At 75.4% G+C, this 24,782-nt stretch carries 24 protein-coding genes; 11 read left to right on the top strand and 13 right to left on the bottom strand.

Features of this window, described 5'->3' with window-relative positions; translation table 11 throughout:
* Window positions 1-83: 83 nt before the first annotated feature.
* A complete protein-coding gene (locus ACFVVL_RS13785) occupies window positions 84-407 on the top strand; it encodes a DUF1232 domain-containing protein (RefSeq protein WP_380297129.1) in 324 nt (107 codons plus the stop codon).
* Here the strand turns inward: ACFVVL_RS13785 and ACFVVL_RS13790 are convergent.
* Both ACFVVL_RS13790 and ACFVVL_RS13795 read right to left on the bottom strand, forming a co-directional pair.
* Window positions 386-739 carry a hypothetical protein gene (locus tag ACFVVL_RS13790; RefSeq protein WP_387674524.1) on the bottom strand — a complete coding sequence of 118 codons (354 nt, stop codon included), beginning with the start codon at window positions 737-739 and terminating at the stop codon, window positions 386-388. The genes ACFVVL_RS13785 and ACFVVL_RS13790 overlap by 22 nt on opposite strands.
* A 130-nt stretch (window positions 740-869) precedes the next feature.
* A complete protein-coding gene (locus ACFVVL_RS13795; RefSeq protein ID WP_380297126.1) occupies window positions 870-1,238 on the bottom strand; it encodes a PRC-barrel domain-containing protein in 369 nt (122 codons plus the stop codon).
* 177 nt (window positions 1,239-1,415) lie between these two features.
* Between ACFVVL_RS13795 and ACFVVL_RS13800 the strand changes: the two genes are divergently transcribed.
* On the top strand, window positions 1,416-2,477 hold the full coding sequence (locus tag ACFVVL_RS13800; RefSeq protein ID WP_380297124.1) for a mechanosensitive ion channel family protein: 1,062 nt from the start codon (window positions 1,416-1,418) through the stop codon (window positions 2,475-2,477).
* On the opposite strand, the gene ACFVVL_RS13805 is transcribed toward ACFVVL_RS13800, so the two are convergent.
* Complete coding sequence (locus tag ACFVVL_RS13805) at window positions 2,474-3,517, bottom strand: YihY/virulence factor BrkB family protein (protein ID WP_387674528.1); 1,044 nt, start codon at window positions 3,515-3,517, stop codon at window positions 2,474-2,476. The genes ACFVVL_RS13800 and ACFVVL_RS13805 overlap by 4 nt on opposite strands.
* A gap of 145 nt (window positions 3,518-3,662) precedes the next feature.
* On the opposite strand from ACFVVL_RS13805, the gene ACFVVL_RS13810 reads away from it, so the two are divergent.
* Window positions 3,663-3,980, top strand: coding sequence for a hypothetical protein (locus ACFVVL_RS13810; RefSeq protein WP_387674531.1), 318 nt, complete (start codon window positions 3,663-3,665; stop codon window positions 3,978-3,980).
* A gap of 64 nt (window positions 3,981-4,044) precedes the next feature.
* Window positions 4,045-4,320 (top strand): hypothetical protein, encoded by a 276-nt coding sequence (locus ACFVVL_RS13815; protein WP_387674534.1) that lies wholly within the window; start codon window positions 4,045-4,047, stop codon window positions 4,318-4,320.
* Window positions 4,321-4,397: 77 nt separating this feature from the next.
* Here the strand turns inward: ACFVVL_RS13815 and ACFVVL_RS13820 are convergent, their stop codons facing one another.
* The 3 genes from ACFVVL_RS13820 to abc-f form a co-directional block, all read right to left on the bottom strand.
* The gene (locus ACFVVL_RS13820) at window positions 4,398-5,501 is read right to left on the bottom strand and encodes a glutamate--cysteine ligase (RefSeq protein WP_387674537.1); all 1,104 of its coding nucleotides are present in this window, start codon (window positions 5,499-5,501) and stop codon (window positions 4,398-4,400) included.
* 69 nt (window positions 5,502-5,570) lie between these two features.
* A complete protein-coding gene (locus ACFVVL_RS13825; RefSeq protein ID WP_387674540.1) occupies window positions 5,571-7,805 on the bottom strand; it encodes an MMPL family transporter in 2,235 nt (744 codons plus the stop codon).
* A gap of 189 nt (window positions 7,806-7,994) precedes the next feature.
* Complete coding sequence (gene abc-f / locus ACFVVL_RS13830; protein WP_387674543.1) at window positions 7,995-9,629, bottom strand: ribosomal protection-like ABC-F family protein; 1,635 nt, start codon at window positions 9,627-9,629, stop codon at window positions 7,995-7,997.
* Between the two features lie 466 nt (window positions 9,630-10,095).
* Here abc-f and ACFVVL_RS13835 point away from each other — a divergent pair, with 466 nt between their 5' ends.
* Window positions 10,096-11,352, top strand: coding sequence for a cytochrome P450 (locus ACFVVL_RS13835; protein ID WP_387674545.1), 1,257 nt, complete (start codon window positions 10,096-10,098; stop codon window positions 11,350-11,352).
* A 113-nt stretch (window positions 11,353-11,465) separates the two neighbouring features.
* Here ACFVVL_RS13835 and ACFVVL_RS13840 read toward each other — a convergent pair whose 3' ends face one another.
* Entirely contained in the window at window positions 11,466-12,071 is a 606-nt protein-coding gene (locus tag ACFVVL_RS13840; RefSeq protein WP_387674548.1) for a TetR/AcrR family transcriptional regulator, read from the bottom strand.
* 71 nt (window positions 12,072-12,142) lie between these two features.
* On the opposite strand from ACFVVL_RS13840, the gene ACFVVL_RS13845 reads away from it, so the two are divergent.
* On the top strand, window positions 12,143-13,048 hold the full coding sequence (locus ACFVVL_RS13845; protein ID WP_387674551.1) for an alpha/beta fold hydrolase: 906 nt from the start codon (window positions 12,143-12,145) through the stop codon (window positions 13,046-13,048).
* 144 nt (window positions 13,049-13,192) lie between these two features.
* Here the strand turns inward: ACFVVL_RS13845 and ACFVVL_RS13850 are convergent, their stop codons facing one another.
* From ACFVVL_RS13850 to ACFVVL_RS13865, 4 genes are all read right to left on the bottom strand, one after another.
* Complete coding sequence (locus ACFVVL_RS13850; protein ID WP_380296396.1) at window positions 13,193-13,957, bottom strand: glucose 1-dehydrogenase; 765 nt, start codon at window positions 13,955-13,957, stop codon at window positions 13,193-13,195.
* Window positions 13,954-14,601, bottom strand: a complete 648-nt coding sequence (locus tag ACFVVL_RS13855) for a TetR family transcriptional regulator (RefSeq protein ID WP_380296397.1) — start codon at window positions 14,599-14,601, stop codon at window positions 13,954-13,956. The genes ACFVVL_RS13850 and ACFVVL_RS13855 overlap by 4 nt, the downstream gene beginning before the upstream one ends.
* A gap of 76 nt (window positions 14,602-14,677) precedes the next feature.
* Entirely contained in the window at window positions 14,678-15,856 is a 1,179-nt protein-coding gene (locus ACFVVL_RS13860; protein ID WP_387674556.1) for a hypothetical protein, read from the bottom strand.
* Window positions 15,857-16,001: 145 nt separating this feature from the next.
* Entirely contained in the window at window positions 16,002-16,493 is a 492-nt protein-coding gene (locus ACFVVL_RS13865; protein WP_387674559.1) for an HPP family protein, read from the bottom strand.
* A 177-nt stretch (window positions 16,494-16,670) separates the two neighbouring features.
* Between ACFVVL_RS13865 and ACFVVL_RS13870 the strand changes: the two genes are divergently transcribed.
* The 4 genes from ACFVVL_RS13870 (at window position 16,671) to ACFVVL_RS13885 (ending at window position 22,047) form a co-directional block, all read left to right on the top strand.
* Window positions 16,671-17,876 carry an amidohydrolase gene (locus tag ACFVVL_RS13870; RefSeq protein ID WP_387674562.1) on the top strand — a complete coding sequence of 402 codons (1,206 nt, stop codon included), beginning with the start codon at window positions 16,671-16,673 and terminating at the stop codon, window positions 17,874-17,876.
* Between the two features lie 219 nt (window positions 17,877-18,095).
* Window positions 18,096-19,766: a threonine/serine exporter ThrE family protein gene (locus ACFVVL_RS13875; RefSeq protein WP_387674565.1), complete on the top strand. Its 1,671-nt coding sequence runs from the start codon at window positions 18,096-18,098 to the stop codon at window positions 19,764-19,766.
* A 235-nt stretch (window positions 19,767-20,001) separates the two neighbouring features.
* Window positions 20,002-21,660 (top strand): SulP family inorganic anion transporter, encoded by a 1,659-nt coding sequence (locus ACFVVL_RS13880; protein WP_387674945.1) that lies wholly within the window; start codon window positions 20,002-20,004, stop codon window positions 21,658-21,660.
* Window positions 21,661-21,693: 33 nt separating this feature from the next.
* Complete coding sequence (locus ACFVVL_RS13885) at window positions 21,694-22,047, top strand: zinc ribbon domain-containing protein YjdM (RefSeq protein WP_387674568.1); 354 nt, start codon at window positions 21,694-21,696, stop codon at window positions 22,045-22,047.
* Between the two features lie 55 nt (window positions 22,048-22,102).
* Here ACFVVL_RS13885 and ACFVVL_RS13890 read toward each other — a convergent pair whose 3' ends face one another.
* Window positions 22,103-22,465 (bottom strand): hypothetical protein, encoded by a 363-nt coding sequence (locus tag ACFVVL_RS13890; protein ID WP_387674571.1) that lies wholly within the window; start codon window positions 22,463-22,465, stop codon window positions 22,103-22,105.
* Between the two features lie 47 nt (window positions 22,466-22,512).
* Window positions 22,513-23,886 (bottom strand): cytochrome P450, encoded by a 1,374-nt coding sequence (locus ACFVVL_RS13895; RefSeq protein WP_387674574.1) that lies wholly within the window; start codon window positions 23,884-23,886, stop codon window positions 22,513-22,515.
* Window positions 23,887-24,198: 312 nt separating this feature from the next.
* Here ACFVVL_RS13895 and ACFVVL_RS13900 point away from each other — a divergent pair, with 312 nt between their 5' ends.
* Window positions 24,199-24,648, top strand: coding sequence for a peptidoglycan-binding protein (locus ACFVVL_RS13900; RefSeq protein ID WP_387674577.1), 450 nt, complete (start codon window positions 24,199-24,201; stop codon window positions 24,646-24,648).
* Window positions 24,649-24,782 lie beyond the last annotated feature (134 nt).

Raw genomic sequence — 24,782 nt, forward strand, 5'->3', positions numbered from 1 at the left:
GTCCGGGGCACCCGCCCCGGACCGGCTGCTGCGGAGCTCCCGTACCCTGGGCAGAACCGTGCGAAGAGAGCGGAGGTGCGCCGGTGAACGGTGGCGACGTTCTGTGGTGGGTCCTCGCCGGCCTGGCGGCGGTGTCCCTGGCGGTCGCGGTGGTCCTGGTCGTGAAGCTGGTCCGGGTGCGCAGGCTCCTGGTGTCGACCGGTGTCCCGATGTCGGCCAAGGTCCTGTTCTGGGCGTCCATCGCCTACCTGATCAGCCCCGTCGACCTGCTCCCCGACCCGATCCTGCTGGACGACATCGGGCTGCTCCTGGTGGCCCTGCGCACCCTGCACAAGGCGGTCGGGCAGGCCTCGCCCGGCCGGAGCGGCGCCGGCCGGACGGGCCTTCAGAAGGTGCCGCCGAGGTAGCCGATCAGGTGATCCCGGTGCAGGGCGATGTCGACCAGCACGGCCACCGGCAGCGCGAGGTGGATGTAGAGGCTTCCCGTCAGCGCGCTGCGTAACGCGCGGACCCCGCCGCCGGGCGCGGGCGGCCCGGGGCGGCGGGTCCGCGCACCGCGGCGCGCGCTCGCACGGCCGAGACCGAGGCCGGCCAGCGCCCCGACCGTGACCAGCGCGGCGAGCGCCGCCACGACGCGCCCGTCGTACCCGGCGCGGGCCAGCAGCCACACGTCGAGCACCAGGGTGAGGCCGCCGTACAGCGCCGCCTGGACGAGGTCGCTGTCCATGATCCGTGTCACCGGTGGGTTCCCCGCATGCTCCAAGGATGCCGGTCCGGGCGGCCGGGCGGAACGGGTTCCGACGGCCGGTCACCGGACCGGGGCGAGCGGCGAGGGTGCGGGGCCGGGAGCCGCGGCGGCCGGGCCGGCGTCACATCAGGCGGCCGCCGTAGAAGGGCGCGTAGTGGAGCGCGTAGCGGTCGCGGAAGTCGGGGCCCAGGTCGTCCTCGCCCGCGCCCATGGTGGGGCTGCTCTTGATGTCGTCCCTGGTCCGGTCGACGTAGACCTTCTGCTCGCCGATCTCGATGCGGATGACCGTTCCGGCCGGGAGCAGCACCAGCCGCCCGAAGATCCACGGGCCGGTGTCGACGACGAGGTACTGCGACCCCACCTCCTCGGAGAGCTTGTCCACCTTGCCCACGGAGCCGTCGACGGCCTCCACGTGGAACCCGATCAGGTCGGTGCCGGCGGTGTGGCCGGCCGTGTCGCGGAACTGCCAGAGGTTGACGCCCTCGTTCATGTGTCCTTCTCCCTTCCGTCGTAGGACCGGTGGTCGGGTGCCCCGTACCGGGCGATCCATGCAGGTGTGCGCGCGCCGAGCCGGGAAAGACGGGCCGCGGGCCGGGTGCTCGCGCCCCGGCGCGCCCGAGAGGGGCCGCGGAAGAGCGCCGGAGAGCGCGGAGAGGAGAACGGGGACATGGGGTGGAGTCTGATACGGCTGGCGCTGGCGGGCCTGGCGGCGGTGCTCCTGGCGTACGGCGCGGACCGGGCCGCGCTGGCGGCCGCCCGGCGGCTGACCGCCGGGGGGCGCGGCACCGGCGTGCCGCGGGTGCTGGCCCGGTGCCGCCGCCCGCTGCTGGCGCTGACGGCCTGCCTGCTGGTGCTCGGCGCGATGCCGTGGATCGACGCACCGCCCGCCGCCCGTGACGGCCTGCGGCACCTGGTGCTGATCGCCGCGATCGGCTGCGGCGGCTGGCTCTGCGCCCGGGTGGTGGCGCTGCTGGTGGACGGCACGGTCCGGCTCGCCGTGCACCGGCGGGACCCGGCGTGGGCCGGCCGCGCCCGCACCCAGGCCGATCTGCTCGGCCGGATCTGCCAGGCCGTGATCGGGCTGGTGACACTGGGCGCCGTCCTGATGACCTTCCCGGCGGTGCGCGGCGTCGGCACCAGCCTGCTCGCCTCGGCCGGCCTGGTCGGCGTGGTGGCGGGCGTGGCGGCGCAGAGCACCCTCGCCAACGTCTTCGCCGGCGTGCAGATGGCCTTCGGCGACCTCGCGAGGATCGGGGACGTCGTCGTGGTGGCGGGGGAGTGGGGCACGGTGGAGGAGATCACCCTCACGGCGGTGGTGATCGCGACCTGGGACCAGCGGCGGATCGTGATGCCGATGTCGTACTTCGTCGGCCGCCCGTTCGAGAACTGGTCGCGCCGCTCCAGCCGGATCACCGGCACGGCGCTGCTGCACCTCGACCACCATGCCCCGGTCGGCAAGCTGCGCGAGGAGTTCGACGCCTTCCTGGCCGGCAATCCGCTGTGGGACGGCGAGGGCAGCGCCCTCCAGGTGGTCGACACCACGCCCACCACCATCGTGGTGCGGGCCCTGGCCACCGCGGCGAATGCGGACCACGCCTACGAACTCCGCTGCCAGCTGCGCGAGCACCTCATCGGTTACCTGCGGGACCATCACGCGTACGCGCTGCCGCGGGTCTCGGTGACGGACGCCCCCGGCGACCGCCCGGACGCGGGGCGGCCGGTCCCCTAACCGTCCTGTGCGGCGCCCTTCGGCCGGTCGGCGCCCTTCGGCCGGTCGGGGCCCTCGCCGGCACCGTCGCCGTCGCCGGCCGGGTCCGGGTCGTGGAACGAGACGTCGACGCGCTGCTCGGGCCGGCGCTCCTCCTGCCGGGCGACCGAGGCGAGCACCTGCTCGTCGGCCTCCGTCAGCGGCGGCTGGAGCAGGCTGCGCGGCCACAGCCGGCGGGCGAGCACCACGTCGGTCTCCGCCGCGTACACGGTGATCTGGGCGGTGAGGTAGAGCCAGGAGAGCAGTCCGATCACGGTCGCGAAGAACCCGTACACCTGCCCGGCGTGCCGCAGCTCGTGCGCCACCAGCAGCGAGCCGAACGCCTGCAGCGCGGTGAACAGCGGTCCGGCCAGCAGACAGCCCGGCCACAGCGCCCGGGTCGGCACGTCGCGCGGGGTGAGCACCCGGAAGCAGGCCAGGCACAGGACGGTGTTCAGCAGTGCCGAGACGACCAGGGCGCCGATCCGGGCGGGCAGCCCGCCCAGGGTGGTGCCGACCAGCGCGGCGCCGGCGGTGGTGAGCACCAGCCCGGTGCCGAGGACGGCGAAGAGCAGCAGTCCGCGCGCCAGCCGGGGGAAGTAGCCGGGCCGCCGTACGCCCGGCACGTTCCAGATCTCGGCCATCGCGTGCTGGAGCACCTGGGTGACGCCGAGCGCGCCGTAGAGCAGGCCGAGCACGCCGATGACCAGCGCCAGACCGCTGCCCTGGAGCGAGTGGGTGCTCTGGCGCAGCTGGTCGCCGATGATCGGGAAGTCGGCGAGCGCCGAGTCCACGACGGCCCGCTGCGCCCCGGGGTGGCCGTGCAGCACGAAACCGAGCACGGTGCTGAGCAGGAGCAGCAGCGGGACGAGCGCGACGAACCCGTAGTAGGTGAGCAGGGCGCAGAGCAGCCCGCCGCGGTCGTCCCCGTACTTCTTGACGACCCCGAAGACGACGGCGGGCGGACGGTGGCGCTGCTGGAGGCCGTCCAGCGCGCGAAGGACGCGTTCGACCGGATTCACGCCCGCGCGTCTGCCCCCGCTGCGCGCGGGGACACCTCCGCGTGCGCCCACGGGCCGCCGGACCCGCCGGATCCGCACGTTAGCGCCCGGCGAACCGGGGAAACCGAGCGCCGGCACGCAGGGCGACCGCGAGGAGGCGGACACGGTGGACGGTCGGGAACGGGCGGCGGAGTTCGGCAGCGCCGGGGCGGGCGTGATCGCGGTCCGGACGGGCGGCGGGCCCCGGTACCGCCCCCGCCCGGCGCTGCGCGGCGTCGGACTGCGGCTGCGCGGCCGGGCCTGGGAGACGCTCTGCGGTGCCCGCCCCCGGAGCGTGCTGGCCCTCGGGCTGCTCGCCCTGGGCCTGCTGGCGGCCGGGCTGCGCGGCTGCGCCCCGGGAGTGTTCTGGGCCTCGGTCGGCGGCTGGGCCGCGCTCCTGGGGGCGTCCTTCGGCCTGTTGCGCGGCTGTCGGAAGGCCGATTGACCCGGGGCGGCCCGGGCATCCGCGAAGCGACCGGAGGAATCCGCTACGAGGCGAGGAGACGACGGTGGAGGAGATCCCGCAGGGCGGCGCGGGCGGAGTACCGCTGCACCACGACCCGGACGACGAGAAGACCGACGACCCCCGGGCCCCGGGCCGGCGCGAAGGGGACGGCGGGGGTGGCGGTGGGGGCGACGCGACCACCGTCGAGCCCGGCCGGGCCCGCCGCCTGGGCCCCGATGAGTCCGACGGGTCCGGCGGATCCGATGAGTCCGATGTGGACGACCCGGACGGCGATCCGGACGGCGGGGAGCCGGACGAGGCGCCGGACGACACGTCCTGACCGTGCACCGGAAGGCCGAGGGCCCGGGGTGACCACCGCTGCGGTGCTCACCCCGGGCCCTCCGGCGGAAGGCCGGCTCAGTGCTCCGGCCGCACGGTGGACGCGACCAGGTGCTCGGCCAGACCCTCCCGGCCCCCCTCGGCGTACCAGCGGCGCTGGCGGTCGGCGCCGGTGCCCGCGCGCACGAAGTCCTTCCACAGCCCGGCGACCCGTTCGGTGTCCCCGTTGGCCAGCAGCCCCGGGGCGACGTGGGCCCGGAACTCCGCCACCACGTCCGCCGCCGGCCGGGCCGACCCGCTGAGCGGCGAGACCAGCCGGTCGCTCGGGCCGGTGCGCGCGGCGTGCCAGGTGGCGGCGCGCAGCAGTTCCTCCGGAACGGCCGGGCGCGGCTCCCCGGCCCGCTCGTCCAGGAGGGCCCGGGTCACCAGGGCGCGCACCAGGCCGGCGAACAGTTCCGCGTCGGAGACGGTCAGCTGGACGTCGGCGGCGCGTACCTCCACCGTCGGGTAGCGGGCGGAGAGCCGGGCGTGCCAGTAGAGCTGGCCCTCGTCGGCGATCGCACCGGCCGCCCCCAGGGCCGCCACCCGCCGCCGGTAGTCGGCGGCGTCGGCGAAGGCGGGCGGCGGGCCGCTCACCGCCCACTGGTCGAAGTGGACCGTGCGCCAGCTGGCGAAACGGGTGTCCCGGCCGCGGAAGTAGGGCGAGTTGGCGGAGAGCGCGATCAGCACCGGAAGCCAGGGGCGCACCCGCATCAGCGCGCCGAGGCGCTCCTCCTCGTCCTCGACCCCGACGTGCACGTGCATGCCGTTGAGCATCAGGTCGTCGACCAGCGCGGGCGCCTCGCGGTGGGCCCGGCGGTAGCGGGTGCTCTCGGTGACCGGCACCGGGTCGTCCAGCCCGAACGGCGCCGCGCCGACCGGCACCACCCGGCACCCGTGCTGCGCGGCCGCCGCGGCCAGCCCCGCGCGCACCCGCGACAGGTGGCGGACCACCGCCGGGAGGTCCTCGCACACCGGCGTGGCCGACTCCACCTGGACCTGGAGCAGCTCGTGCTGCGCCTCGCTCGGCCGCAGCGCCGGTGCCAGGTCGGCGGCGGCCAGCACCTCGGCCGCCCGGGGCAGCGGGGTGCCGTCCCGGGGATCGATCAGCAGGTACTCTTCCTCGACTCCGAGTGTCAGCATGCCCCCTCCGCTACCCGGAACCGCCCGTTCCACGCCCGTCGGTTCCGCATCCCGGTCGATCCGCCGGCCCTACACCTTCTCGCCGGTGCCCTCGGTGTCGATGTGCGGCAGGATCCGGTCGAGGAAGTGCGGGGTCCACCAGGCGGAGGCGCCGAGCAGGGTCATCACGGCGGGCACCAGCAGCAGGCGGACGATGGTGGCGTCCACCAGCACGCTGACGGCCAGGCCGAGGCCCATCATCTTGATCACGATGTTGTCGCTGACGATGAACGCGGCGAACACGCTGACCATGATCAGCGCGGCGCAGGAGATCACCCGGGCGGTGATCTCCAGGGCGTGCGCCACGGCGTCGTGGGGGCGGCCGGTGCGCAGCCAGGCCTCGTGGACGCGGGAGAGCAGGAAGATCTCGTAGTCCATGCTCAGCCCGAAGACGATGGCGAACATCATCATCGGCACGTAGCTCTCGATCGGCACCTTCCCGGACACCCCGAGCGCCGGCCCGCCCCAGCCCCACTGGAAGACCGCCACCACGACCCCGTACGAGGCGGCGATCGACAGCAGGTTGAGCACCGCGGCCTTGACGGCGACCAGCAGGCCGCGGAAGACGACCAGGATGATCAGGAAGGCGAGCCCGACCACCACCGCGATGATCAGCACCAGCCGGCTGGAGACGATGTCCAGGAAGTCCACCTGGGCGGCGGTGTTGCCGGTCACGTAGGTCTTCGCGCCGGTGCCGGCCACCGCGTCCGGCAGGACGGTGTCCGACAACCGGTTCACCAGGTCGGTGGTGGCGCGGTCCTGCGGCGCGGTGGCCGGGACGACGGTGTTGAACAGCACCACGCCGTCCGGGCTGGTCTGCAGCGGGCCGACGCTCGCCGCGCCGGGAAGCCCGGTGAGGGCCTGCTGCACCGAGGCCTGGACGGCGGGACGCTCGCCGACCGCCACCGCGCCCTGGTCGACGACCAGGGTGAGCGGCCCGTTGGAGCCGGGGCCGAAGGCCTCGGACATCAGGTCGTAGGCGCGCCGGTCGGTGAAGTCGGTGGAGTCGGCGCCGTCGCCGATGTGGCCGAGCTGGATGGAGAACAGCGGGATCGACAGCACGCCGAGCGCGACCACCCCGGCGACCAGGTAGCGCCAGGGGCGGGCCTCGACCCGCCGGGCGTAGCGGTGCCAGGCGCCGGTGGTCTCCTCGCCCTGCGCGCCGCCGGTCTCCGCGATCGGCCGGCGCACCGAGATGCGGTCCATGTGGCGGCCGATGAACCCCATCAGCGCCGGAAGCAGGGTCAGCGCGCCGAGCACCGCCGACACCACGGTGACCCCGGCGGCGGCCCCGAGCTTGGCGATGAACGAGATGCCGGACACCGACAGCCCGGAGAGCGCGATGATCACGGTGCAGCCGGAGACCAGCACCGCGCGGCCGCTGGTGGCCACCGCCTGCCCGGCGGAGGCGACCGGGTCCGCGCCGTCCATCAGGTTCTGCCGGTGGCGGGTGAGCAGGAACAGTGCGTAGTCGATGCCGACGCCGATGCCGATCATGGTCGCCAGGGTCGGCGCGACCGTCGCGAAGGTGGACAGCGCCGCGATCAGTCCCAGCACGCCGAGGCCGACCACCGCCGCGAACAGCGCCGTCAGCAGCGGCAGCCCGGCCGCGAGGAGGCTGCCGAAGCCGACCAGCAGCACCACGATCGCCACCGCGAAGCCGATCGCCTCGCTGGAGCGGTCGTCCGGCGCCGGCCGGGCCAGCTCGCCCAGCGGCCCGCCGTACTCCACCTGCACCCCGGCCTGGCGCAGCGGGGCGACGGCGGCGTCCACCCCGGTCAGGTACGCATCGCCGAGCAGGGTGGGATTGGTGTCGAACCGCACGGTGATGTAGCCGGTCAGCCCGTCGGTGGACAGCGGGCCGCCGGGCGGCGCGGGCTGGCCGGGCGGCGGCAGCGGGCTCTGCGCGCCGAGCACGTGCGGCAGCTGCTGGAGCGCGGAGACGGCCTGGGTGATCTGCGGCTGGAAGCCGGTCAGCTGCTGGGCGTCGTGCAGCACCACCTGGGAGCTGGTGCCCGCGGCGGCCGGCTCGTGCGCCTGGAGGACGTCCTTGCCCTGCGCGGCCTGGGTGCCGGGCAGCGAGAAGTCGTCGGAGTAGGTGCCGCCGACCGTCTTGTTCGCCGCCTGGACACCGGCCAGCGCCACGATCCACAGCACCACGACCAGCAGCGAGTGGCGTGCGCACCACTCGCCGAGGCGGTGCAGACCGGAACGTGCGGCCGCGGGCTCGGCGGCCGGGCGATCGCGGCGGGTGGACGGCGGCATGGACGGCTCCCGGGGGTCTTCGGCGCGGCGCCGCGCCGATCCGGCGCAGCGTTCCCCCGCGAACCGCGCCGCCCACCGCTACCGCCGGGTAGTCGCCCCGCCGGCGGTGTGCGGCGCGGGCCGGGGAGGCCGGGCCGGGGGGAGGGCCGGCCCCGTCCGGCACGGCCCCTCCCCGGCGTCGGCGGGCCGTCAGCGCACGGGCGCCGCCGTCTCCCGCAGCTCGCCCCCGGCCAGGTGCAGCCAGCGGGTGACACCGATCCCGCTCAGGAACCGCTCGTCGTGACTGACCACCACGAAGGCGCCCCGGTAGGCGTTCAGGGCGTTCTCCAGCTGCCCGGTGCTGACCAGGTCCAGGTTGTTGGTCGGCTCGTCCAGGAGCAGCAGGTGCGGGGCCGGCTCCGCGCACAGCACGCAGGCCAGCGTGGCGCGCAGCCGCTCGCCGCCCGACAGCACCCCGACCGGCAGATGGGCGCGGGCACCGCGGAACAGGAAGCGGGCCAGCAGGTTCATCCGCTCGGCCTCCGGGCGCTCCGGGGCGGCCGCGGCGAAGTTCTCGGCGACGCTGCGCTCCGGGTCGAGCAGGTCCAGGCGCTGCGAGAGGTAGGCGATCCGCCCGTCGGCCTGCCGCAGCTCCCCGCCCTCCGGGACGAGGTCACCGGTGAGCAGGCGCAGCAGGGTGCTCTTGCCCGCGCCGTTGGGGCCGGTCAGGGCGATCCGCTCGGGGCCGCGGACGGTCAGGTCGACGCCGGGACCGGCGAAGACCTCCCGCTCGCCGAGCCGCACCCGAAGCCCCTCGCCGAGGAACAGGGTGCGCCCGGCGGGGACCTGGGTGTCCGGCAGGTCCAGCACGATCCGCTGCTCCTCGCGCAGCGCCCGCCCGGCCTCGTCCAGTCGCGCCTTCGCCTCGCCGACCCGCCCGGCGTGCACCTGGCCGGCCCGTCCGGCGGCCTCCTGGGCGCCGCGCTTCATGTTCCCGGCGAAGATCTTCGGCAGGCCCGCGTTCTTGAGGTTGCGGGCGGCGTTGCTCTGCCGCCGGTCGGCCCGCTCCCGGGCCAGCTGCATCTCCCGCTTCTCCCGCTTGAGCTCCTGCTCGGCGTTGCGGACGTTCTTCTCGGCGACCTCCTGCTCGGCCCGCACGGCCTCCTCGTAGGCGGTGAAGTTGCCGCCGAACAGCCGCAGTTCGCCCCGGTCGAGTTCGGCGACGCGCTCCATCCGGTCGAGCAGCGCGCGGTCGTGGCTGACCAGCAGCAGACAGCCGTGGAAGTCCTCCAGGGTGTCGTACAGCCGGTGCCGGGCGTCCAGGTCGAGGTTGTTGGTGGGCTCGTCGAGCAGCAGCACGTCGGGCCGCCTGAGCAACTGGCCGGCCAGGCCGAGCGAGACGACCTGACCGCCGCTGAGGGTGTGCAGCGTGCGGTCGAGGGCGAGCGCGCCCAGACCGAGCCGGTCGAGCTGGGCGCGGGTGCGCTCCTCGATGTCCCAGTCGTCGCCGATGGTGGTGAAGTGCCGCTCGTCGACGTCCCCGGACTCCACCGCGTCGATGGCCCGGATCACCTCGGCGACGCCCAGCACCTCGGCGACGGTGAGGTCGGCGGTCAGCGGGAGGGTCTGCGGCAGGTACCCGAGGGTGCCGTCGACGGTGACCGACCCGGCGGTGGGCCGCAGGTCCCCGGCGACGAGCCGCAGCAGGGTGCTCTTCCCGCTGCCGTTGGGGGCGACCAGGCCGGTGCGGCCGGGGCCGACGGCGAAGGAGAGGTCCTGGAAGACGGGGGTGTCGTCGGGCCAGGAGAAGGACAGGTTGGAGCAGACGACGGAAGCGCCGGACATGGAGATGACCTCACGGGGTGAAGGCGCCAGGGGCAGGGAAGGACACACCTGTCCCCTGGATGGACAAGGGGGAAGAGGGGACGACAGCCGGGCCGCGGCAGCGGTGCTTCAGCGCACCGGCGAGCGGCCTGTCGGTCCGGGTATCACCCGGAGATGTCGTCGTCCACCACCATGTCCGGTCTCCTCGACGAAGGTTCAACGTTCTCGTCACTCTAGCAGCACGGGTCCCACGCCGCAGGTGAATTGCCCCGGGGGCCGGGCGGCCCGGCCCCCGGAGCCGGCCGGGTCGTCGGACGCCCGCCGTGGCCGGCCGGCGCCGGACCGGCTGTTCGAGCGATGCCCCAGGGGGGTGTCATCGGGACCACCGAGGCCCTCTCGACGCGGCGGGCCGGGCGGCGTCATGCTCGTCCCCGTGCGCGGCTCGTGCCGTGCCGCGCGTCTCCGCACGCCCGACCCGAGGAGCCCCGTGGACCGTCTGGTGCTGGACCCGACCGGCCGTGACCGTGACGCCGAGACCGCCGCGCTGTGCGCGGGCGGACCGGCGACGCCCGTCGACATCCTGGGGGTGAAGGCCTGGGCGGTGGCCGACCCGGACCTGCTGGAGGACCTGCTCAAGGATCCCCGGGTCTCCAAGGACGGCCACCGGCACTGGCCCGGGCTCTCCGAGATCTCCACCACCTGGCCGCTGGCCCTGTGGGTGACCGTGCGCAGCATGTTCACCGCCCACGGCGCGGACCACCGGCGGCTGCGCCGGCTGGTCGGCACCGTCCTGACGGCCCGCCGGATCAACGCGCTGGCCGGCCGCGTCGAGGAGCTGACGGACGCCCTGCTGGACGACCTCGCCGCGATGCCGCCCGGCACCCCGGTGGACCTCCGCGAGCACCTGGCCTACCCGCTGCCGATCCGGGTCATCGGCCAGCTCCTCGGCCTGCCCGGCGAACTGACGGGACGGTTCCGGGCCCACGTGGACGGCGCCTTCGACACCACGCTCTCCCCGGAGGCCTCGGAGGCCAACGCGGCGGCCTTCTACGCGATGGTCGGCGAACTGGTCGCCGCCAAGCGCCGCGCGCCCGGCGACGATCTGACCTCCGCCCTGATCGCCGCCTGCGAGGGCGGGGCCGCCCCGGCGGAGGGGGACGCGGCGGGCGACGGGAGCACGGGCGGGGACGCCGGACTGAGCGAGCAGGAGCTGATGGACACCCTGCTGCTGGTCGTCTCGGCGGGCTACGAGACGACCGTGAACCTGATCGACAACGGCATCGCCAACCTCCTCACCAACCCCGACCAGCTCGCCCTGGTGCGCGCGGGCGAGGTCGGCTGGGAGGACGTGGTCGAGGAGACGCTGCGCCGCGACGCCCCCGTCGCCCACCTGCCGCTGCGCTACGCGGTGGAGGACATCGAGCTGCCGGGCGGGCTCACCGTGCGCCGCGGCGAGGCGATCCTCGCCTCCTACGCCGCCGCCGGCCGTCACCCCTCCCGCCACCAGGACGGCGGCGCCTTCGACGTGACCCGGGCGGACAAGGACCACCTCGCCTTCGGCCACGGCGTGCACTTCTGCCTCGGCGCCCCGCTCGGCCGCCTGGAGGGCAGCACCGCCCTGCGCAAGCTCTTCGAGCGCTTCCCGGACGTCGCCCTCGCCCCGGACGCCGATCTGCGGCCCGTCGAGTCGCTGATCTCCAACGGACACCGCACGCTCCCCGTCCTGCTGCACGGGAGGAAGTAGGTCCGTTCGTCATGTCAGGCGCAGGGCCGTGCAGTCGGCCGTGAGCCGGGGGCGGCTCCCCGGGTCGTGAGGGCGCTGCCCGGGCCTCCGGACGGATGGGCGTCCGCGGGGGTTCACGAGCCGGGGAAGAGCCGGCCGAGGTGGTAGCGCAGTACGGCCGTCGCGTCGTCCGCCGTGCGCTGGCCGAGCAGGACGCTCAGGCCGAGGCCGGCCGAGACGGACAGCAGGACGACGGCCTCCCGGGCGGCGTCCAGGCGCGGATCGGCGTCCCCGGCCTGCTGGGCGGCCGTGAGCCGGTCGGCGAGGAACCGCTCCATCTCGCCGGGTGCCGCGAGGAACTGCGGGCCGCCGAGGGCGGGATCGGTGACGGAGAGCACCGCGTACTCGGTGTGCACGAGGTGGAAGACCCGGCTCTCCTCGTCGGTGGGCACGGCTTCGAGCAGGATCGCTTCGACGACGTCGCGCGGCGACGGTGCGGGGCCGGCCGCCCTTACCCGGTCGCGGACCCGCTCGCCCATGCGTTCCGTCAGGCGGTGGAGCGCGGCGAGCAGCAACTGCTCCTTGGTGTCGAAGTAGTACTGCACGAGCCGCACCGAGATGCCCGCCTCGACGGCGACCGACCGCATGGTGACGGCGTGCAGCCCGGTGTCCGCCGCCGTGCGGAGCAGGGCGTCGATGATCCCGGCCCGTCGCTCCTCGTGGTCCACCAGCTTCGGCATCGGGTTCCCTTCGAACGTTTTTATGGTACAAACATACCATCAAATCCTGCTGTTCCGCACCGGGAGGGACCATGACCAGGACGAGCGTCGGACATTTCGTCAGCGAGGAAGCCCGCGGGACGTTCCTCGCGGCGTACGACCGTGCCATGGAGCTGTGGCCCGGCCCGCGCGAGGAACTGGACGTCGAGACCGCCTACGGCACCGTCCACGTCCACCGCTACGGCGCCCGGACCGGCGAGCCGGTCGTGCTCCTGCACGGCCACGCCGGACACCCCGCCAACTGGTACCCGCAGATCGCCGCCCTGGGCGAGGACCACCCGGTCTACGCGATCTCCACCCTGGACGACCCCGGCCGCAGCGTGCAGCGCGCCGTCGCGGCCGGCTCCGCGGAGAACGCGGCCTGGCTCGGCGAGGTCCTCGCCGGACTCGGACTGGAACGCGTCCACCTGGCCGGCCTCTCCTACGGCGGATGGCTCGCCCTCAACCAGGCCGTGCACGCGCCCGAGCGCCTCGCGTCGGTCGCGTCCCTGGACCCGGGCGGGATCGAGAAGGTCCCCGCGCGGTTCTACGTCCACATGGTGGCCGGGCTGTTCGGGATGCTCGCCCCGCGCCCGCTGCGCCCGGCCGTCGGACGGCTGCTCGCCAACCCCGCGCTCGGCTCGCCGCCCGAGATGATCGCGCCGCTGATGCTGGGCATGCGGAGCTACCGGCCGAACACCCGCCCCCCGGCCCGGCCGTTCACCGACGAGGAGCTGGGCGCGATCCGGCTGCCCGTGCTGGTCCTGATCGGACGCCGCAGCGCGCTGCTGCGGCCCCGCCGGGTGCTGGAGCGGGTCACCGCGCTGATCCCGGACGTGCAGGCCGAGATCGTCCGGCGGGCCGGCCACGGCCTCAACCTGGAGCGTCCCGAGCTGGTCGGCGAACGCCTGCTGCGGTTCTTCGCCGCGCGGCGGGCCGAAGCCGCCCGGAGCGAGTAGCCCGGAGAGGAGCGCCTCCCGCGGGCCGGCGGCGTCCGTTCCTCGGCGCCGGGGACGGGCGCGGTCACGAGGCGGGGACCGCCGCGCCGCCCCGTGTGATCCTCCGGAGCGGATCGCACGGGGCGGCGCGAGGGCGTCGGGGTCCTACTGGCCCATGATGTACTTGACGGTCGGTCCGGCCGTCCAGCCGCCGTCCACCGCCAGCTCGGCGCCGGTGACGTAGGAGGCGTCGTCGGAGAGCAGGAAGACCACGGCGGTGGCGATCTCGGGGGCCTCGCCGACGCGGGCCATCGGGGTGTTGGGGAAGTTGCCCTCGCCGCGCCGGATGCCGACCGAGGCCGTCATCGGCGTGTAGGTCATGCCCGGGTGCACCGAGTTGACCCGGATCCGCTCGGCTCCCAGCTCGACCGCGCCGATCTTGCTGAGGCCGCGCACGGCCCACTTGGACGCGCCGTAGCCGGCCGTCAGCGCCATGCCCATCAGGCCGGCGGCGGAGGAGATGTTGACGATCGAGCCGCCGCCGGCCGCGCGCAGCGCCGGGGTGACGGTCTTGATCCCGATGAACACCCCGGTCAGGTTGACGTCCAGGACCCGGCGGAAGTGCTCGACGCTCTCCTCCACCAGCGGGGTGCCGGTGGAGATGCCCGCGTTGTTGACCAGGCCGTGCACCGCGCCGAACTCCGCCACCGCGAAGTCCACCACCCGCTGCCAGTCCTCCTCGGAGGTCACGTCGTGCACCGTGAACCGGGCCCGCTCGCCGAGTTCGGCGGCGACGGCCTCGCCGTCCTCCGCCAGGACGTCGGTGATCACCACCTGGGCCCCGGCCGCGACGGCCAGCCGGGCGGCCTCGGCGCCGAGACCGCGGGCGCCTCCGGTGATGATGACGGTCTTGCCGGTCAGGTCGTTCATGACGCGCTCCTTCGTGAGGTGGGGCTGGGGGAGGGGGTGGAGAGCACGGCCGCGGAGACCGCCGCCAGGTCGGTGAGGAAGGTCTCCTCGTCCGTCAGCGGCACGGACCCGCCGAGGTACTGCTGCGCGCGGTCGGCGAGCGCCGCGCCGATCAGGGTGAGGACCAGGTCGAGCCGCTCCAGCCGGATCGGCTCCGGCAGGGCGGAGATCCGCTCCTCGGCCAGCTCGATGATCCGCCAGTAGCCGCCGCCGGCCAGGGTGGGGTGCGGGGTCCGGGTGCGGACGCCGCTGTTGCGGCTGATCTGCGCGGAGATCAGCAGGCAGCGGCGGCCCTGTTCGGTGCGCAGCTCGGTGGCCTCGGCGGCGATCAGCGCGCCGAGCAGTGCGGGCAGGTCCGCGTCGGCGAGGGCCGGCAGCCGGGGCGCGAGGGCCCGCTCGGTGCGCTCCTGGCGGGCGGCCATGATGGCGTCGAGCAGTCCCTCGCGGGATCCGAAGTGGTACTGCACGGCCGACGGGTTGCTCTGCCCGGCCTGCCGGACGATGTCCTTGGTCAGCGAGGCCTCCACGCCCCGGGTGGCGAAGAGTTCCTCCGCCGCCCGCAGCAGCCTCTCGCGGGTCTCGTGGCCCGCCGACGTCCTTGCCATGCGGCCAGATTAATACTGGGCATTATTAACGTCAATGAGCGGCCCGGTCGCCCCGGCGCGACCGGAGGCGGTGCGCTCAGCCGTCGGCGCGGGCCGGGAGGACGGCGACGGCCAGCGGGAGACGGCCGACCGGCACGCGGGTGGTGCGGCCGGTGGCGGTGTCGACGACGGTGAGGCCGTCCCAGCCGCCCTCACGGGTGAAGCCGCCGGAGACGTAGGCGGTCCGGGCGTCGGGGGAGAGGGTGACGGTCTCGTGCGGGCCGTCGAGGGGGACCAGGCGCTCGGTGCCGTCGGGGGAGCGGACGGTGAGGGACGGGCCGGCGTCCGTGGCGGGGTCGATCGGCCCGGTGCCCACCACGAAGAGGGTGCCGTCCGGGGCGGTGGCGGCGCCGTGCTGATGGGTGTCGGCGGTCATCGGCTCGACGGTGACGCGGCCGGTGGCGGGGTCGACGACGGCGAGCCGCTCGCCCTCGAAGGGCAGCAACAGCGCCCCGTCGGACGGCCGGACGGCGGTGTAGTGCGGTTTGAGCCAGGAGCCGAGGCCGCCCTCGGTGCCGTACGGGGCGACCTCGATGCGGCGGGGCCGCCAGGTGGCGGTGGGGACCACGGTGACGTCGAAGGAGTCGTGGTCGGTGACGTACACCTCGCCGCCGTCGGCGGAGACGTCCACGTCGAAGGGGCGGCGGCCGACCGGCACGACCTCGGTGACCGTGCGGGTCGCGGTGTCGACGACCTCCAGGGCGCCGTTGCCGCCCGGCACGTTGACGCCGACGTAGACCCGGCGGCCGTCCGGGGACAGCGCGAGGCCCATGCCGCCGCCCCGGTACTCGCCGGTGGTCACCGGGCCGGTGCGGGTGCGGTAGGGGATCAGCGCGGTGCGGGTCCGGGTGACGGTGTCGACGGCGGCCACTCCCTCGGCGGTGGCCACCCACGCGGTGCCGTCGGCCGCGACGGCGAGCCCGTACGGGGCGGTGCCGACCCGGACGGAGCCGAGAGCGGCGCCGCCGGGGCGGGCCGGGTCGACGAAGGTGACGGTGTCCGCGCCGAAGTCGGTCACCAGGAGGGTGGGGGAGGAGGGGTCCGGCGCGGGCGCCGGACCGGCCGTCACCGGCGGCGGTGCGGAGGCGGCCGCGGTGTCGGGGGTGGCCGGGGCCGCCGGGGGCGCGGGCGTCGTCCCGGCGGCGCAGCCGGCGAGCAGGGCGGCGGCGGCCAGCACGGCCGCGACGGCGGCCGGGGGCGAGGGGCGGTCGGTCATCGCGGGGCTCCTCCGGGGGCGCGGGGCGGATCCGTCCCAGCCTGCGCCCCCGGCGACCGGCGCGGAATCGGCGGCCCGGCCCCTTCGGGCGGCCCGATCGTCGGACCGGCGGGTCATCCGATCGGATGACCCCCGGGGTCCGCCGTCACCAGGAGAGCGGGTAGCGCACCGGGTGTCCGCCGATCCGGCCCGGCAGCAGGCCGATCGCCGCCAGCAGGACGGTGGAGAGCGCCAGCAGCGGCAGAAACGGCCAGGCGTGCGGGGACTGGAGGACCACCACCACCGCGCTGGCGACGGCCGGGGAGTGCGAGACGTGGCAGAGCATCATCGCGCCCAGCGCGAGTCCGGCGGCGATCGCCGCGCCCCAGGCGGTGCTGCCGGTGACGGCGAGCGTCGCGTAGCCGATCGCACCGGCCAGCAGGTGACCGCCGATCAGATTGCGGGGCTGGGAGATCGGCAGCCCGGGCGCGCCGTGGACCAGGGCCGCGCTGGCGGCGACCGGCGGGATCAGCAGCGGTTGGTGGACCAGCACCCCGATGCCGGCCAGCAGGAGCAGTGCCCCGATGGCGAAGACGGACGCCCGCAGGGCGTGCAGCGGATGCGGCCGGGGGGCCTCGGCGGGGGGCGGCGTGGTCATGCGGGTGCGGCTCCGGGTGGGGAACGGGGGACCCGGGGATGATAAACAGACTGTTGTAAGAAAAGGTGGGATGTTTCGCCAGTTGGACGATTGTCAGACACTCCGTGGACGGACTGCTGTCCGTGGCGGCGGCGGAACGACCCCAGCGACCATGCCCGCAGAGAGGGTTGACCCCCGATGGCCGGAACCGCCGCCACCGTCTTCCGCAACGTCCGCCCGTACGGCGCCGAACGGCCCGTCGACCTGTTCGCCGTCGACGGCGTGCTGGCCGAACGCCTGCCGGACGGCGCCGAGCCGGTCGTCGTGGAGGGCGGGGGCCGGATCGCGCTGCCCACGCTGGTGGACGCGCACATCCACCCGGACAAGACCGCCTGGGGCGAGCCCTGGTACAGCCGCCGCCCGGCCGCCTCGCTGCCCGAGTACGTCGAGGGCGACGTCGACCTCCACCACCACCTGGCCACCCCGCTCGCCGAACGCGCCCACCGGCTGCTGGCCCACGCCGTGGCCTCCGGCACCCGGGCCGTGCGCGCGCACGTCGACGTCGCCCCCGCCTACGGACTCGCCGGGGTGACCGGACTGGCCGAGGCCCGCGAGCGGCTGGCCGGGGCGCTCGACGTCCAGCTGGTCGCCTTCCCTCAGCACGGCGTCCGCCGCACGCCGGGCGCGGGCGAACTGCTCGCCGAGGCGGCGGCGAGCGGGCTGATCGACGCGGTCGGCGGCATCGACCCGGCGGGCTTCGACGGCGGGCCCGACGGCGAGGGCCCCGCCCAGCTGGACCTCGTCTTCGGCCTGGCCGAACGCCACGGCCTGCGGCTGGACGTCCACCTGCACGACGTCGGCGGGCGCGGCCTGGACCCGCTGCGCGACATCGTCGCGCGGACCAGGGCCGCCGGCCTGGCCGGCCGGGTCGTGGTCAGCCACGCCTTCTGCGTGCCGGAGCTCTCCGGGGACCGGCTCGCCGCACTCGCCGACGAGCTGGCCGAGGCCGGAGTCGGCCTCACCACCGTCGCCCCCTCGGCCCACCAGGTGCTGCCGTTCCGCGAGCTCCAGGCGCGCGGCGTGCGCGTCGGGCTCGGCTCGGACGGCGTGCGCGACTCCTGGAGCCCCTACGGCAACGCCGACATGCTGCACCGCGCCCACCTGCTCGGCTGGACCACCGACGCCCGCACCGACCAGGAGCTGGCCGACTGCTTCGCGCTTGCCGCCGACGGCGGCGCCGACCTGCTCGACCTGCCGCGCGTCACCCTGCGGCCCGGCTCCCCGGCCGACTTCATGCTGGTCGCCGGGGAGTGCCTGCCGCAGGTGGTCGTGGACCTCCCGGCGCGCGAGCTCGTGGTGCGCGGCGGGCGCGTGGTCGCCCGGGACGGCCGCCACCTCGGCTGACGGCCCGCCGCTCCCCGGCGGCCCCGCCCGCCGGCGGTGGCCCCGGGGTGGCGAAGGCGGCGACCGTGGCGCGTCCGGACCTGACCGGCGCGAACGGCCCGCCCTCACTCCACCCCGGCGCGCCTGCGTGCGCGTGGCGCGTTCCCGAACGGTCGCAGTGGGTAGCCGTTCGCATACACTGGGCGACCCGAAAAGGGGGGTTCTGGCCAGGGAGCGGCGATGCCGGAACACGAACAGCTGGGCCCGCGCGCCGAGCCCGGGGGGCCCGCCGAAGCCACCGGAGCCACCGGAGCCACCGGAGCCTCCGGAGCCGCCGACCTCACCGAAGCCCCCGGACCGGCCAGACGTCCGGCGCGGCCCGACAAGGTGCCGCTCCAGACCCGCGTGCCCCGCCCGCCCGCGGACGTGGACGGCCCGGCCGTCACCGGCGTCGGCGCGACCTCCTGGCCCGACCGGATGCTGCCGCTGCTCCGCACGCCCACCGCCGCCCGCCCGCTGCTCCCGGAGCCGCTCGGCGCGCACCGGCCGGGACCGGCCGAGGTGGCGGCGGTGCTGGACCTCGCCCTCCTGGTGGGGGAACTGCTCCTGGCGAGCGGCGAGGCGGCGGAGGACGTCGAGGCGGCGATGCTCGCGGTGGCGCGCGCCTACGGCGTCCACCCGTGCGATCCGCAGGTCACCTTCACCCGGGTCGCCGTCTCCTACCGCCCGGGCCCGGCCGAGCCGTCGCTGACGGCGGAGCGGTCGGTGCGCCGGCCCGCCGGGGACTACGCCCGGCTGGCGGTGCTCTTCCGGCTGGTCACCAGGATCTCGGCGGGCGGGATCGACGTCGACCAGGCCCACCGCCGGCTCGCGGCCGGGCTGCGGACCGGCCACCGCTACCCGGGGTGGCTGGTCGCACTGTCCTGCGGCCTGCTCGCCGGGGCGGCCACGGTGCTGGTCGGCGGCCGCACCGACGCCCGGGCCGGACTGGTGTTCACCAGCGCCTTCGTCGCGGCCTCGGTGGGCGACCGGCTCGCCGCCCTGGTGGCGCGCCACGACCTCCCGGAGTTCTACCAGTTCGTCCTGGCCGCGACCCCGGCCGCGCTGATCGGCATCCTGCTCTCCTTCAACGGCCTCCACCTGCGCGGCTCGGCGGTGATCACCGGCGGCCTGTACGCGCTGCTCCCCGGCTGGCGCCTGGTCGCCGCGGCGCAGGAGGGGCTCGCGGGCTTCTACCTCACCGCCGCCGCCCGGATGCTCGAAGCGCTGTTCCTGATGGCCGGCGTGGTGATCGGGGTGACGGCCGTGCTCTACGTGGGCATCAACCACGGTGCGGACCTGGCCGCCCGGGACCTCCCGGTCGGCGCGTCGAACCCGCCGCTCCAGCTCACGGCGGCCGTCCTGGTCACCCTGGCCTTCGCGGTGATGCTGAACACCGAGCCGGGGGCGCTGCCCGCCGTGATGCTGAACAGCACGGCGGGCTGGACGACGTACGGGGTGCTGGTCGGCGCGGGCCAGCAGCCGATCGCGGCCGCCGTCCTGGCCGCGGGGCTGGTCGGCCTGGCCGGCCAGGTGATGGCCCGCCACCGCGGCAGCTCCGCGCTCCCGCACGTGACGGCGGCGCTCGGGCCGCTGCTGCCCGGCTCGCTGCTCTACTTCGCCCTGCTCGCCTTCGTCCGCGGCGACGCCGAGGCGGGCCTGCGGGGCATGGCCCAGGCCAGTGCCATGGCCATGGCGCTCGCCATCGGCGTCAACCTCGGCCGCGAGGCCGCCCGCCTCCTGCTCCCGGCCCGCCCCCGGACCCCGGCCGGCACCCGCCCCGGGGCCGCCGCCGGCAGGACCCCGGTCCGGGCCCCGCTCCCGCTCCCGCCCCTGCGCCCCCGGGCCCGGCGGGGCCGTCACCGCCGCTGAGCGCCGCACCCGGGCCGGACTCCCGCCGCTACTGTCCGGATCCGTCGGGTGCGCAATCTGCGACTTGAAAAATTCTTCATGTTCATACATGCTGGCGAGCCGTCGGGCCGGAAACGAAGCAGCGGAGCCCGGCGAACCGGTGAGCCAGCGAAACGAGGGAGGCGGAGTGACCATCGCCGCCGCCGCCCTCGGCCGGCTCCGCGCCGTGCTGCCGAACCGCGAGACCCTCGCCACGATGGGGCGCTCGCCCCGCAAGGACCTGCTCGCCGGGCTGACGGTCGCGATCGTCGCCCTGCCGCTGGCACTCGGGTTCGGCATCTCCTCCGGCGCCGGTGCCGGGGCCGGGCTCGCCACCGCCGTCGTCGCCGGAGCGCTCGCCGCCGTCTTCGGCGGCTCCGACCTCCAGGTCTCGGGGCCGACCGGCGCGATGACCGTCGTCCTCGTGCCGATCGTGGCCCGCTACGGGACCCCCGGGGTGCTGACCGTCGGGCTGCTCGCCGGGGTGATCCTCGTCGGGCTCGCGCTGGCCCGGGCCGGCCGGTGGATGGCCTACGTCCCGGTGCCGGTGGTGGAGGGCTTCACCCTCGGGATCGCCGGCGTCATCGCCCTCCAGCAGGTGCCCGGCGCGCTCGGGGTGAGCAAGGCGGACGGTGACGGCCCCCTCGCGGTCGCCGCCGCCGCGGTGCGGACGTTCGCCGCCGAACCGCACTGGGCGGCGCTCGGCGTGGCCCTCGCGGTGGCCGCGGTGATGCTGATCGGCGCGCGGGTGCGGCCCGCGGTGCCGTTCTCGCTGGTCGCCGTCGTCGCCGCGACCGTCACCACCGCGGTGGCCGGTCTGCCGGTCGCCACCATCGGCCACCTGCCCGCCGGGCTCCCCGTGCCCTCGCTCGGCTTCCTCGACCCGTCGGCCGTCCCCGCCCTGCTGCCCCCGGCGCTCGCCGTCGCCGCGCTGGCCGCCCTGGAGTCCCTGATGTCCGCGACCGCCGCGGACGCCATGAGCGTCTCGGAGCGGCACGACAGCGACCGCGAGCTGTTCGGCCAGGGCCTGGCCAACCTGGCCGCTCCGCTGTTCGGCGGCGTCGCCGCCACCGGCGCGATCGCCCGCACCGCCGTCAACGTCCGCTCCGGCGCCGTGTCGCGCCTCGCCGCCCTCGTCCACGCCGCCGTCCTGGCGGTGATCGTCTTCGCCGCGGCCCCGCTGGTCGCCGGGATCCCGCTCGCGGCGCTCGCCGGAGTGCTGCTGGCCACCGCCGTGCGGATGGTCGAGGTGGGCTCCCTGCGGGCGATCGCCCGGACCGGGCGCGGGGAGGCCGCCGTGCTGCTGCTCACCGCCGCCGCCACGCTGGCCCTCGACCTGGTCACCGCGGTCGTGGTCGGCCTGCTCGTCTCGGGCGTGCTGGCCCTGGCCGCGGTCGCGCGGGCGGCCCGGGTGGAACAGGTGCCGCTGCACGCCGACCTGCCGCCGGCCGACCACCACGACGAGGAACAGGCCCTGCTCGCCGAGCACATCGTCGCCTACCGGATCGACGGGCCGCTGCTGTTCGCGGCCGCGCACCGGTTCCTGCTGGAGCTCACCGAGTGCGCCGAGGTCGATGTCGTCATCCTGCGGATGTCCCGGGTCAGCGCGGTCGACGCCAGTGGTGCCACCGTCCTCGGCGACGCGATGGCCCGGCTGCGGCGGCGCGGCACGGTCGTCCTGGTCTCCGGACTGCGGGACGAGCACCACCGCCCGTTCGACGCCCTCGGCACCTTCGACGAACTGCGTGCCGCCGGCCACGTCTTCGCGACCACCCCCGAGGCGATCGCCCACGCCCGCACCCATCTGCGGGCCCGCGGCGCCGTCGGCGGGTCGTCGACCCCGGCCCTCCCCACCTGCCATCCTTCATCCCGTTGACCACCATCCGAACGACTGGACAGCCTGAATCACATGAGCGACAACCTCCCCGCCTGCCCGCAGTGCTCCGGCGAGTACACCTACGAGATGGACGCCCTCATGGTCTGCCCGGAGTGCGGCCACGAGTGGGACCCCGCCGCCGGTGACGGCGGGGCGGCGTCCGGCGTGCGGGTGATCAAGGACTCGGTCGGCAACGTGCTGGCCGACGGCGACACCGTGACGGTCGTCAAGGCGCTCAAGGTCAAGGGCAGCGCCTCCGGCATCAAGGCCGGGACCAAGGTGCGCAACATCCGCCTGGTCGACGGTGTCGACGGCCATGACATCGACTGCCGCATCGAGGGCTTCGGCGCCATGCAGCTCAAGTCCAGCGTGGTCAAGAAGGCCTGAACCGGCTTCGGCCCCGGCCCCGGCCCGGCGGCCGGTGGCGGCCGGTGGCGGCAGGTCAGCAGCGGTCGGCCGGGAACCTGGCGGTGACCGGCCCGCCGGGCCGGGTCCGCTCCAGCCACACCGGCCGGCTGCCCAGTTCGGCGACCGGCGGCGTGACGTACAGCAGCCCCGGCTCCTCGCCGGGCTCGGCGGTGTCGTAGGCCCCGGCCACCACCAGCCGCAGCGCCAGGCACACCGCCCAGCCGGGGTCGGCCGCCGTGCCCGCCGGGTCGAGGCGGGTGGCCAGGGCGAGCAGCGCCTCGCGCAGGGCGCCGGAGAGCCGGGCGACGGGCGCGCCGCCGAGGGCGGGGTGCCCGCTGCCGTCCCGGTGGGCGTGTGCGGTGCTGTCGGCCGGTGGTGTGGTGCTCACAGGAGTCATGCCGAGGACGCTAGGGGAGACGTCCGACATCGCCGCCTGGCACGGCGTCAGCCGCCGTCCGCCGCCGCCCCGGTCCGTGCGCGGTCGAGCACCCGAAGCCGCAGCCGCTGCGGGCGCAGGACCGTGGTCAGCCGCACCGGCCGGTCGTCCCCGCGCCGGCCCGGCAGCGCGACGGGCTGCCAGCGGGCGAGCACGGTGGCCAGCGCGATCGCGGCCTCGGCGCGGGCGTAGTCGGCGCCGAGGCACTGCCGGGGGCCGTTGGCGAAGCCGGCGAACCCCCAGCGCGGCAGCGCGGCGGCCCGCTCGGGCAGCCAGCGGTCGGGGTCGAAACGGGCCGGGTCGGGGAAGATCCGCGGATTGTGGTGGGCGACGTACGGGCTGAGCAGCACCTGGCTGCCGCGCGGCAGGGCGCGCCCGCCGAGCTCGGTCTCCCGGGTGCAGGTGCGCAGCAGCACCCAGCCGGGCGGGCGGAGCCGCAGGGCCTCGGTCAGCGCCCGGGCGGTGCGCGGGAGCCCGGGCAGGTCGTCCCACCCGGCGGCCCGGGCGTCCGGCAGCACCGCGTCCACCTCCGCCTGCACGGCGGCCAGCTCGGCCGGATGGGCGGTCAGCAGGCGCAACGTCCAGGAGAGTTGGGAGGCGGTGGTCTCGGTGCCGGCCAGCAGCATGGCGACCACCTGGTCGTGCAGTTCGGCGTCGGAGAGCGTCGAGCCGTCCTCGTCCCGGGCGGCGACGAGCCCGGCCAGCAGGTCGGTGCGGCCCGGGCCGTGCGCCCGGTGGTCGTGCACCAGCTCGGCGACGGTCCGCCGCAGGGTGCGCACCGCCGTCCGGTGGCCGGGGCCGGCGGGCAGCATCCAGAGCTTGCGCAGCGCACCGGCGAACGCCGTCTCGAAGGCGTGCTGCAGCCGCTCGGCCAGCGCGTCCGGCACCTCGGTGCCGAGCAGGGTGCGCGTCACCACCCGCAGGGTGAAGCGGTAGCAGGCGGGGAAGACGTCCACCACCTCGCCGTGGTGCCAGGAGCGGGCCAGCGCGTCGGCCTCCCGGCTCATCACGGCGGCGTGGGCGGCCAGCCGGTCGGGCCGGAACTCCGGTTGCAGCATGCGGCGCTGGCGCCGGTGGTCGGCGTGGGCGCAGGTCGCCAGCCCGTTGCCGAGGATCTCCCGGAACCGCCCGTAGATCGGCCCGCCCTTGTCGAAGGTGCGGTCGTCGGCGTACACCTGCCGCACCAGCTCGGGGTGGCAGGGGGCCACCAGCCGGTGCGGTCCCAGCCGGATCTCCACCAGGTCGCCGTAACGGTGCACCTGCCCGAGGAAGCGCGCCGGATCCCGGGCCAGCGCGGGCAGGTGTCCGAGCACCGGCACCGCCCCGGGCGGCTTCCCGTGCACGAAGGTCGTGGTCGCGGCACCCCGCGCTGACGAGGACACAGCAGCAGGCTAGGCGCACCCGTGCACGGCGGACAAGCGGCGCGCACCGGTGCGCCGCACGCTCGGCCGAACGGGGGATTCGCGATGTCGGACCGTCCATTCACGATCCGTGTACGGATCGGCCCCGGGGTGGCCGGGTGAAGCGGGACCACCATTTCCGACCTGCCGGAACCCGAATTTCACCGGGCCTTTCCAGGCCTTCCCGGATCGTCTCCGGGCTCCGGCCGGGAGCCCGGAAAGGGCTTGGTTCTTCGCATGCGATCGGTGATAGCTTCCGGCTTGTCCCGATTCCCGTACGAGGGAGCAAAGACCATGGCATCGCACAGGCTCACCAAGGCGCTGGCGGGGATTCTCACGGCCGCCACCCTCGGCCTCGGCACCCTCGCCGGGGCCACTGCGGCCACCGCCGCCGCGCCCGCCCAGCAGGCCCCCGCCCGCACGGCCGGCCTGCGGGCCGTCAACAACCTCGGTCTCAACACCGCCGAGGGCAAGAGTGTCCAGTGCTACGTCCGCACCGCCGGGTACGACCCGGGCACGATCGACGGCCAGCTCGGCACCAACAGCTGGAAGGCCTGGCAGAGCTACCTCAACGACCAGGGCTACAACGCCGGAACGGTGGACGGCGCGGTCGGCCCCAACACCATCCGCGCCCTCCAGCGCTTCCTGACCGACCTCGGTTACGACACCGGGGGCATCGACGGCATCGCCGGATCGAAGACCAAGGCCGCCTGGAAGGCGTTCGCCGACCTCGGGTGGTGCTGACCGCGCCACCGCCCCACCGAGAGCCGTCGACAGAGCGGCGCGGGCCCGCGGAGTCGAGGGGAACGGTGCCGCGGAATTGAGTGAATCGGTGCCGCGGAGTTGAGTACCGGTACTCAGGCGAACGGTGTACGCGC

Source organism: Kitasatospora sp. NPDC058115 (assembly GCF_042884635.1).
GTDB lineage: Bacteria > Actinomycetota > Actinomycetes > Streptomycetales > Streptomycetaceae > Kitasatospora.

What these genes read in the sequence shown, in the direction of transcription:
- ACFVVL_RS13795 (WP_380297126.1), bottom strand. Translation starts at nt 1,238, where the DNA reads ATGAACGAGGGCGTCAACCTCTGGCAGTTCCGCGACACGGCCGGCCAC.
- ACFVVL_RS13800 (WP_380297124.1), top strand. Translation starts at nt 1,416, where the DNA reads ATGGGGTGGAGTCTGATACGGCTGGCGCTGGCGGGCCTGGCGGCGGTG.
- ACFVVL_RS13820 (WP_387674537.1), bottom strand. Translation starts at nt 5,501, where the DNA reads ATGCTGACACTCGGAGTCGAGGAAGAGTACCTGCTGATCGATCCCCGG.
- ACFVVL_RS13825 (WP_387674540.1), bottom strand. Translation starts at nt 7,805, where the DNA reads ATGCCGCCGTCCACCCGCCGCGATCGCCCGGCCGCCGAGCCCGCGGCC.
- abc-f (WP_387674543.1), bottom strand. Translation starts at nt 9,629, where the DNA reads ATGTCCGGCGCTTCCGTCGTCTGCTCCAACCTGTCCTTCTCCTGGCCC.
- ACFVVL_RS13840 (WP_387674548.1), bottom strand. Translation starts at nt 12,071, where the DNA reads ATGCCGAAGCTGGTGGACCACGAGGAGCGACGGGCCGGGATCATCGAC.
- ACFVVL_RS13845 (WP_387674551.1), top strand. Translation starts at nt 12,143, where the DNA reads ATGACCAGGACGAGCGTCGGACATTTCGTCAGCGAGGAAGCCCGCGGG.
- ACFVVL_RS13850 (WP_380296396.1), bottom strand. Translation starts at nt 13,957, where the DNA reads ATGAACGACCTGACCGGCAAGACCGTCATCATCACCGGAGGCGCCCGC.
- ACFVVL_RS13855 (WP_380296397.1), bottom strand. Translation starts at nt 14,601, where the DNA reads ATGGCAAGGACGTCGGCGGGCCACGAGACCCGCGAGAGGCTGCTGCGG.
- ACFVVL_RS13860 (WP_387674556.1), bottom strand. Translation starts at nt 15,856, where the DNA reads ATGACCGACCGCCCCTCGCCCCCGGCCGCCGTCGCGGCCGTGCTGGCC.
- ACFVVL_RS13865 (WP_387674559.1), bottom strand. Translation starts at nt 16,493, where the DNA reads ATGACCACGCCGCCCCCCGCCGAGGCCCCCCGGCCGCATCCGCTGCAC.
- ACFVVL_RS13870 (WP_387674562.1), top strand. Translation starts at nt 16,671, where the DNA reads ATGGCCGGAACCGCCGCCACCGTCTTCCGCAACGTCCGCCCGTACGGC.
- ACFVVL_RS13875 (WP_387674565.1), top strand. Translation starts at nt 18,096, where the DNA reads ATGCCGGAACACGAACAGCTGGGCCCGCGCGCCGAGCCCGGGGGGCCC.
- ACFVVL_RS13880 (WP_387674945.1), top strand. Translation starts at nt 20,002, where the DNA reads ATGGGGCGCTCGCCCCGCAAGGACCTGCTCGCCGGGCTGACGGTCGCG.
- ACFVVL_RS13885 (WP_387674568.1), top strand. Translation starts at nt 21,694, where the DNA reads ATGAGCGACAACCTCCCCGCCTGCCCGCAGTGCTCCGGCGAGTACACC.
- ACFVVL_RS13890 (WP_387674571.1), bottom strand. Translation starts at nt 22,465, where the DNA reads ATGACTCCTGTGAGCACCACACCACCGGCCGACAGCACCGCACACGCC.
- ACFVVL_RS13900 (WP_387674577.1), top strand. Translation starts at nt 24,199, where the DNA reads ATGGCATCGCACAGGCTCACCAAGGCGCTGGCGGGGATTCTCACGGCC.